Source organism: Ancylothrix sp. D3o (genome assembly GCF_025370775.1).
Classification (GTDB): Bacteria; Cyanobacteriota; Cyanobacteriia; order Cyanobacteriales; family Oscillatoriaceae; genus Ancylothrix.
This window is the reverse complement of record NZ_JAMXEX010000062.1, coordinates 1-7117: the sequence shown is the minus strand read 5'-3', so window position 1 is coordinate 7117 and position 7117 is coordinate 1. Positions and strand designations below refer to the sequence as shown.

8 protein-coding genes and 1 pseudogene are annotated in these 7117 nt (G+C 43.5%); all 9 read right to left on the bottom strand.

Annotated elements, in window-relative coordinates; genetic code table 11:
* Positions 1 to 478 precede the first annotated feature (478 nt).
* Complete coding sequence (locus NG798_RS26465; RefSeq protein WP_261226719.1) at positions 479 to 1000, bottom strand: hypothetical protein; 522 nt, start codon at positions 998 to 1000, stop codon at positions 479 to 481.
* Positions 1001 to 1092: 92 nt separating this feature from the next.
* Positions 1093 to 1272, bottom strand: coding sequence for a hypothetical protein (locus NG798_RS26460; protein WP_261226718.1), 180 nt, complete (start codon positions 1270 to 1272; stop codon positions 1093 to 1095).
* 32 nt (positions 1273 to 1304) lie between these two features.
* The gene (locus NG798_RS26455; protein ID WP_261226717.1) at positions 1305 to 2309 is read right to left on the bottom strand and encodes a class I SAM-dependent methyltransferase; all 1005 of its coding nucleotides are present in this window, start codon (positions 2307 to 2309) and stop codon (positions 1305 to 1307) included.
* A complete protein-coding gene (locus tag NG798_RS26450; protein WP_261226716.1) occupies positions 2306 to 2530 on the bottom strand; it encodes a hypothetical protein in 225 nt (74 codons plus the stop codon). Before NG798_RS26450 ends, NG798_RS26455 begins: the two co-directional genes overlap by 4 nt.
* Before the next feature lie 77 nt (positions 2531 to 2607).
* Positions 2608 to 3156, bottom strand: coding sequence for a siphovirus Gp157 family protein (locus tag NG798_RS26445; RefSeq protein WP_261226715.1), 549 nt, complete (start codon positions 3154 to 3156; stop codon positions 2608 to 2610).
* Positions 3157 to 3229: 73 nt separating this feature from the next.
* Positions 3230 to 4387 carry a PriCT-2 domain-containing protein gene (locus NG798_RS26440; RefSeq protein ID WP_261226714.1) on the bottom strand — a complete coding sequence of 386 codons (1158 nt, stop codon included), beginning with the start codon at positions 4385 to 4387 and terminating at the stop codon, positions 3230 to 3232.
* 83 nt (positions 4388 to 4470) lie between these two features.
* Positions 4471 to 4920 carry a hypothetical protein gene (locus NG798_RS26435; protein WP_261226713.1) on the bottom strand — a complete coding sequence of 150 codons (450 nt, stop codon included), beginning with the start codon at positions 4918 to 4920 and terminating at the stop codon, positions 4471 to 4473.
* Positions 4921 to 5022: 102 nt separating this feature from the next.
* The gene (gene ssb, locus NG798_RS26430; RefSeq protein WP_261226712.1) at positions 5023 to 5382 is read right to left on the bottom strand and encodes a single-stranded DNA-binding protein; all 360 of its coding nucleotides are present in this window, start codon (positions 5380 to 5382) and stop codon (positions 5023 to 5025) included.
* A 94-nt stretch (positions 5383 to 5476) separates the two neighbouring features.
* Positions 5477 to 7117, bottom strand: a pseudogene (locus tag NG798_RS26425) (hypothetical protein); the annotation flags it as partial.

Below are 7117 nucleotides of genomic sequence, written 5' to 3'. Positions count from 1 at the left end.
CTTCAAATTTTTAGTACAGCTTTATAACAGAAAGAACCCTCCGCTATGTTAGAACGGGGGTTGTAGTAGAGACCAACGGCTGCTAGAAAGTCTGTACTGCCAGAAGGTCTGTAGGGGCCGGTGCGCTCCTTTGGGGCCGGTGGCATCAGAGGATGGTTGCTTTATTTTATTGGCCTTCTGGCAAACCACAAGAAGCTGTAAATGATGGCTACATTCTTGTACTGGGCAAAATCTCCTACGAACAGGATATCCTTAGACTGTAAGCCTTCCAGCATCTGGGGAGCGGAACTGGTGCGAACTGAAATGAGCAGTAAGCTCCTGGCAGATCGCTTGACACCAGATAGCCTTTGGAGTCAGATATTGGCTAATTCGACAACTTATGCCGGTGGACTGCGGAAAACTTAACAATTTTGCCCATTACTATCCTCTTTGACAATTTGGCACACCGGCACCAATATCACTTATGTTTGATAAACTGTTACTCCCAGACAAAAAAGGTTTTAATGCCATCTGAACAGTTCTCAATGTATTGGTCTTGGTACATTTCGAGAGGGATTTCGGTCTTATAATGAAACTTAGTGTACCGTGTCATTAAACCAGGATAAGAACCACTTTCCTTTTCCCGAATATCCATCCCAACAAATTCTAGTTTAAGTGATTCTGGGTTTAACCCAAGTTCCTCAATGATTCCACGTTTAGCCCCATCTAAACTATCTTCAGAAGGTTTAAGTTTTTCAGAGATTCCCCTAAACCCCCGGCGACGGATACGGCCATCTGTAAACTCTTGCCGGTCTTCAACTAAAGTTTTGCCGTCGTGAGAAAATATTTCAACAAAAGCAATTTGTACGACGCGAAGAGGTCGGGAATTCTCCCATATAATTTGAGTTTCCCCGTCCTCAATTTCATGGCAGAGATGTTGGAATGATTTGGCTACTCCGACCCCATAAAGATGAATAGGTAAAGCAGAAGTTAATTTGTCTAATAGTTCGGATTGGTTCATCGTTAGTTGTTCCAGTTTGTTTGGTATTATAAACTAGGGTTGGAAAGGGGGATTTCCAACCCCATTATTCAACCAGTCGTATTAAGGCTTAATTACCAGCGCTGCGGGCCGTACAGATAGTAATCGTATTCGTCCGAGTCGATTTCTTCTGATTCCCCGGAATAAATGGTGTCGTGAGCTTGTTCAATTACGATGTGACTACTGTTGACAACCGCCTCTCTTATTACCTTGACACAGACGTTATCGGGTGGAAATTCAGGACAATCCCACAATGTCAGTGGTGGATTAGCTTGGACAATGATTTTCATTGGGGTTTAATGGTGATGAGAATGGTAGCAACTTCAGTGGTACGGATTCGTGATTTGGTGAAAGAACCATCAGGGAGTTCCTCTATTTCAGCACCTACTTTATTGAGCCAACTTTTAAAAGCTTGGTATTTGGTAGTAGAGCGAAACAAAACCTTAGTGCTGGCGACACTTACCAAAATCCCCTGTTTATGCCGGCACTGATAAGCCTTCTGGATATGGCTGATTTCTTCACTAAACGGCGGATTTAATAGCACAGCATCATAGAGGATGGTTGGCTGAAATTCCAAGAAATCAGAACCTACAAGATTTAGATTTTTCAACCTCAGAATTTCCCGGAGAGTAGAATTAATCTCAATAACATCTGGTGAACCGTCAATCTTACTAGCAATAGCTTCAGCAATTGCCCCATTACCGGCAGATGGTTCAAGGACACGCATTCCTGGTTTAAGTTGAGCAATGGAGAGCATTCTTTCTACTACCAAAGGGGGTGTAGGAAAAAACTCCTCAATTTTGCGACCAACTAATTCATTCTCCAATTGTCGTATTTTGTTGGTAGTTGTATCCTCTGGTACTTTCATGCTATTGAGGATATTAACTGCCTCAACGAATTCAGAAGTTGTTTCAATCCCCCAACTAGCAAGTTCATCTCTATAATGGGAGATGAGTTTATCAGGAGAATAACCAGAATTTCTGATGAAAAATTCAACTGCTTTTCTGGTGCGTATATTCTCCAGTATGGGTGGTACTTTCCCTGATTCATGTAGAGAAGCAAGGTACAATAAAGCAGCTTGAACGTGCTGCAATTGTTTACCTTCTGACCTCATAGATTCGGCAATTTTGATTCTGCGAGCAGTGGGCCTTTGGTTGCTAATACTAGAATCAATTAGCCGATTTATCTGGGGGGTTAAATTGTCCGCTAACTCCCGTAATTTATTGGCAATTCGCGGGTTGGGGATAGTGGGACAACCGCTTTCCCCATTCCATAAAGTAAGTTGTTTCATCTGCTTTGTTTCCTAAAAGTCTTGACAATACTGGTAGCATTAGTGAAACGCCACCCGGCATCTTTACAGGATTGTTGTGCTAGTTCGAGAGCTTCTTTGGAGGGGAGAAGAGAGTAGGTGATGATGCTACCGTCGGCACTGTGGAGATAAGTTTGATATCCCTCTTTAACCTCGATATAGCTCACCATCTTTAGAACCATTGTTTGAGGGGTGATATCCATAACCTTGTTAAGTAGGATGAAACAAAAAGCGCCTTGATAATCAGCGCTTCTTGTTATGTTGGTGGGCAAAAATGGTATTATTTGATTCGTAGATAATTACTGCGTTCCTTTACCGCAGCAATAATTTTGTTGTTGTGGGAGATAGTGCCGGTCTTAGAATTGCGGCAAGCTTCTTTTAAAGCTTCGGTGTCAATATCAACAATTACTTTGCGGAATTCTTCTGGTACATCATCTGGTAGTAGATCCGCAGGAAGTTGCACCGGCACCTTACCACCGGCTTTACAGAGGGTAACAGCACTTTCAATGCCTTCTAACCGTTTACCTTTTTCTCCCAATTGTTCAACTCGTTGCTCAAGAAAGCTTTGGAGATTTTGCTTTAACCAGTACGCTGTCTTCTCAGCAGAACAGGCAAGTTCCATAATACTTTTAGCACGTTGTTTTCTGGTTTCTGCCAGTTCTAGTTTGGATTTGATGACACTGGTGTAAGCATCAATTTTAGATTCAATCTGGGGAATAATCTCATCAACAATTCCCTGGGCTAATCGTTGATTTTCTGGGGTAGGGTCAGACTCAATAATTGCTGCCGCTAATTCCAGTTGTTCTGATAGTTCATTGAGGGTAGCCATAAATTATTGGGGGTGTGGGTTCAACACCAATGCGCGTAGCGCAACCAAGCACCCCACCCCCATACCAGCAGTTTTAAAATTGACGGGCTAACCAGTATAAAGTGCGGTCTGTAATCCCCCGACCATTAAATGAATGCCATTTATAATCACATTCACCGGCCTTATATTTAGGAGAAAGCCGACTCCACTTATCCCAATCTTCTAACAGGGATGGACTAATAAATTTGAGTGCCATTCCTACTTTAATCCACCAATCGTAATCATCCGCATATTTTGGATGAATTTGTGTTAGCAGAAATCTAGCAGTTCTTATGCTGTTATTCTGAATTGTGCTGTGGCCGGTGTACTGGGGATGATCGGTGCACCCGGTGGTGGAAAAGTCGGTCGTCTTGGAGAGGCCGGTGCACCCGGTGGTGGAAAAGTCGGTCGTCTTGGAGAGGCCGGTGTATCCGGTGGTGGAAAGGTTGGTCGTCTTGGAGAGGCCGGTGTACCTGATGTATCCAGCGGTGGTCGAGGTGTCGGTGGTGTACCCGGTGTACTTGCTGTACTGAGGATCGCCGGTGGTAGTATGGCTGGTCGCGTGTCGCTCAGTTGGCCGCTGAAACTTAACTAAATTTGCTGGTTTGTTCTGATTGACTGGTTGGCATAAAAGATCGAGTAGCCAATATGGTGCCGGTGCAACTTCAATATCTCTAGGCGAAAGACCGGCCACCCATTTATAACAACCAGTGATGGGATGGGGGGACGGTGGTAAAACAGATTGCAAATTCTTCGTCCGCAATTCTAATCCTTCCTCTATTCCTGTTGGGATTTTCTGTGACCGTAATTCCATCCCCAACTGAGCACTAAATAATAACTGTCTTCGGTGTGGCCGGCCTGATGTAAAACTAACAGTGGGCGGGATATTGTCACCAGAAATCTCCTCTAATTTTCGCTCGGCACTTTTCCCATCAATATCAACAGCAATCAGAATTTCTTGAGAATTCGGGCCGGTGAGTAATCCAATACCGGGTGGGTATATTCGTTTTAAATCCCCAGTTTTAGTGAGAATTGGAATTGAGTTAAACTTGCCTAATTCCGAGATAAACTTCTCCACCGGCATTGCCCTAGATGGCCAATTATAACCCAACGGTCGTTTATTATATCCAACTGGGATAATTAACCAATGTTGAGGCAAAATCAAAAGTGTTTCTTCGAGGGTATCATGCAGTGTAATTGATTTTAATTGCATACTTTGATTCCTGAACGTAAACTAAAAATAAAAAAGCGAGGGGTTTCCTCACTTTTTCAGGTGGTAATGAGATTGGGATTGGCTTAAAACGGAACAAGCTCAAATGGCACTACTTCGCCAGATGGCGTTTGATAAGTTGAATTTTGTGGAATTATTGCTTCTGCTGAAGTCGGAGGGATGATTGCTTCTGCTGAAGTCGGAGGGATGGTTGGTTCTGCTGAAGTTTGGGGTGCACCGGCACCATTGGTGGGAACTGTACTTTTGATTATTTGCGCTTCCCAAATATGGAAGAGTAAGTCGGTGCTTCTGTTGTTGGTTTGACAACATTCCATATTGCCGGTGCAGACGAGGGTTCCTCCCACACCAGCTTTTAGTAGGGTATCCGACACATTTTTATTTTGACCAGCGTAATAAATACCTTTGGTAGATGTTGATTTTTGGCTACCCTGATATTTCATTAAAGCAATGCCGGTCGCACCGTCGGGAGATTCGATAACTTCCACAAGTTTGATTGATAACAAAAACCTGTTCATTTTATTTTACCCTAATTTTTTTCGTATAATCAGCGCATCGCGCCTTAGTTATAATAAAAAAAACAGCACGATGGCTGCTTTGATTTATGTGATTAATTTAATTTAGAAATCATCGTCATCATCTGAGGAAACATCCGAAGTTTCAGTTGAGCCGGTGTTACCCAGAAGTTCAATCTCATTACAAACGACAACAGGTTTCCAACGAGTGTCGCCGGTGGTTTTATCTGGCCACTGGTCAAACTTCAAATTACCAGCAACAGCCACTTGAGCACCTTTGCGGAGGTATTTACCAGCAATATCAGAGGTTTTACCCCATGCTTGGATATTAAACCAGTCTGGGGTTTCTCTGCCTAAGCGTTTTACAGCCAGAGAAAATTCGGTAACTTGGCTTCCACCAGCAAATGTTTTGGTCTGTGGTTCTTGGCCTAACCGACCAATCAATAAACACGAATTGACAGACATAATTGTCTCCTTTTATTCATCACCAAACTAGCGCTTAGCGCTGTATGTTTTGTAACCCCACAGATTGATTTAATTGTTAAACCCTTGTATATGTTCAACGACTAATAGAACCCTCTAACTGTTGCGAGAAATGTTGGTACAGAGCAGAAAGGTATTGTTTTTGAGAATTAGTGAGATTCTCCACAATTGGAGCTTCACCACGACATTTATGGTAGATAGTATCGTTTGAAGCATTAGATGTAATTTTGATGGTGTCTTTGCCGGTGGCGGGGTCAGTGTAATTAAAAGCAGATAATCTGCCTTGGAAAAAGGAAGCATGGTTGATACCGGGTATGATTTCTTGTCCCTCTTTCTTGAGGGCATTTAAAGCTAAACTCGTTAACATATTTTCCCAGGGTTTTTGTTGATATGCGGGTGGTTCAGTTGTTTTCGGTTCGGGGGTTGTCTCTGTATTGGCTGTGATCTGGGTATTTGTGGGTGCCGGTGTGGTCGGTTGATTTGGAGAGAGTGTATTTGTGGGCGCCGGTGTAGTGGTCTGCGATGCCGGTTTACTGTGACTGGGTGCCGGTGGGGGGGTGGGTGATTCTTGTGAAGCTGGAGTGGCCATAGTGTTCTGTGTTCTGGTTGATTTGGCTGTTTCTGCTGGTGTCGGTGTACTGGCAAGGGATGTCGGTGGGGGGGTCGGTGCCGGTGGAATGGTTGATTTGGCTGTTGCTGTGGGTGCCGGTGGGGAATTGCCTAACCTTGGTTTTTGGGTGGACAATTTGGTTACACTGACGGCTGCATTGGGCGTTGGTGTGACTGTTTGCGTGGCTGTTGGTGTAACCGGTTCCTGAGTCCCGGCATCAGCAGCGGTGGAAAGTACACCGGCTCCTTCAGCATTTAAACGACCACCCCTTAACTTGGCTGCCAATTCTTTTGGTGGGGTAATGGTTCCTACTATCGGCGTTGGTTCTGGCTGTGGTTGCGGTTGTGGCTCTGGTTTTCTGGAAAACTCTGCAAAATTTGGTTTGCCTTTGTGTGCCGGCACAGTAGGCAGCGGAGTAAATCTTTTAGATGATAATGATTCCTTCTTTATTGTCTGGGGAAGTTCCTCTATTTTTCCAGGTTTATGTTCAGGAAAACTAGACTTTATTAACTTAACAAATTCTGGAGTAATGGGTTTAGTTTCTGCTAATTTCTGGTGGTAAGGGGAAGATATCTCTGGGTTAGCGGATGCTGAATCAATTAGCTTGGCATTTAAAGCCTTCTTTACATTTTCAAATTTAGGATCATTCTCCATACATTCACAGGGAATACGAACCACCCGATAACCGCGAGCAGTTTCAGTATTAATTTCAGGGTTATTCGGATTTACTTCCAGATGTGGGATACTATTTTTATCTAAAAACGCTTTAACATCCCGGTGTTTGAGATAATCAAATGTTAATTGATAGGCCGGCACACTAACGGGTTCACCATCTTTAAGCAAGGTAGTATTAACCTTAGTCGTTAAATCCTCCCTTCCAAACATGGAATGAGCGATCTCTCGTCCTAGTTTCTCAACACTACTGTTAAACTTGTCATCTTGGGGTGGTTCAATATCTCGTCGTCTTGTCCACTCTTGAGGGAAACTAATTGTCTGAGGGTTTATCTCCACCTTCATTGTCGAATAATTCCCCTTCAAAGTTACATCCGCTATAACTTGTCCGTTTAAATGGCCGGCATCAAATTCTTTTTTAAGTGTCTCCGGGGT

Bases quoted from the DNA above. Each gene is read 5' to 3' on its own strand.
- NG798_RS26450 (WP_261226716.1), bottom strand. From the start codon at position 2,530: ATGGATATCACCCCTCAAACAATGGTTCTAAAGATGGTGAGCTATATC.
- NG798_RS26455 (WP_261226717.1), bottom strand. From the start codon at position 2,309: ATGAAACAACTTACTTTATGGAATGGGGAAAGCGGTTGTCCCACTATC.
- NG798_RS26445 (WP_261226715.1), bottom strand. From the start codon at position 3,156: ATGGCTACCCTCAATGAACTATCAGAACAACTGGAATTAGCGGCAGCA.
- NG798_RS26435 (WP_261226713.1), bottom strand. From the start codon at position 4,920: ATGAACAGGTTTTTGTTATCAATCAAACTTGTGGAAGTTATCGAATCT.
- NG798_RS26440 (WP_261226714.1), bottom strand. From the start codon at position 4,387: ATGCAATTAAAATCAATTACACTGCATGATACCCTCGAAGAAACACTT.
- NG798_RS26465 (WP_261226719.1), bottom strand. From the start codon at position 1,000: ATGAACCAATCCGAACTATTAGACAAATTAACTTCTGCTTTACCTATT.
- ssb (WP_261226712.1), bottom strand. From the start codon at position 5,382: ATGTCTGTCAATTCGTGTTTATTGATTGGTCGGTTAGGCCAAGAACCA.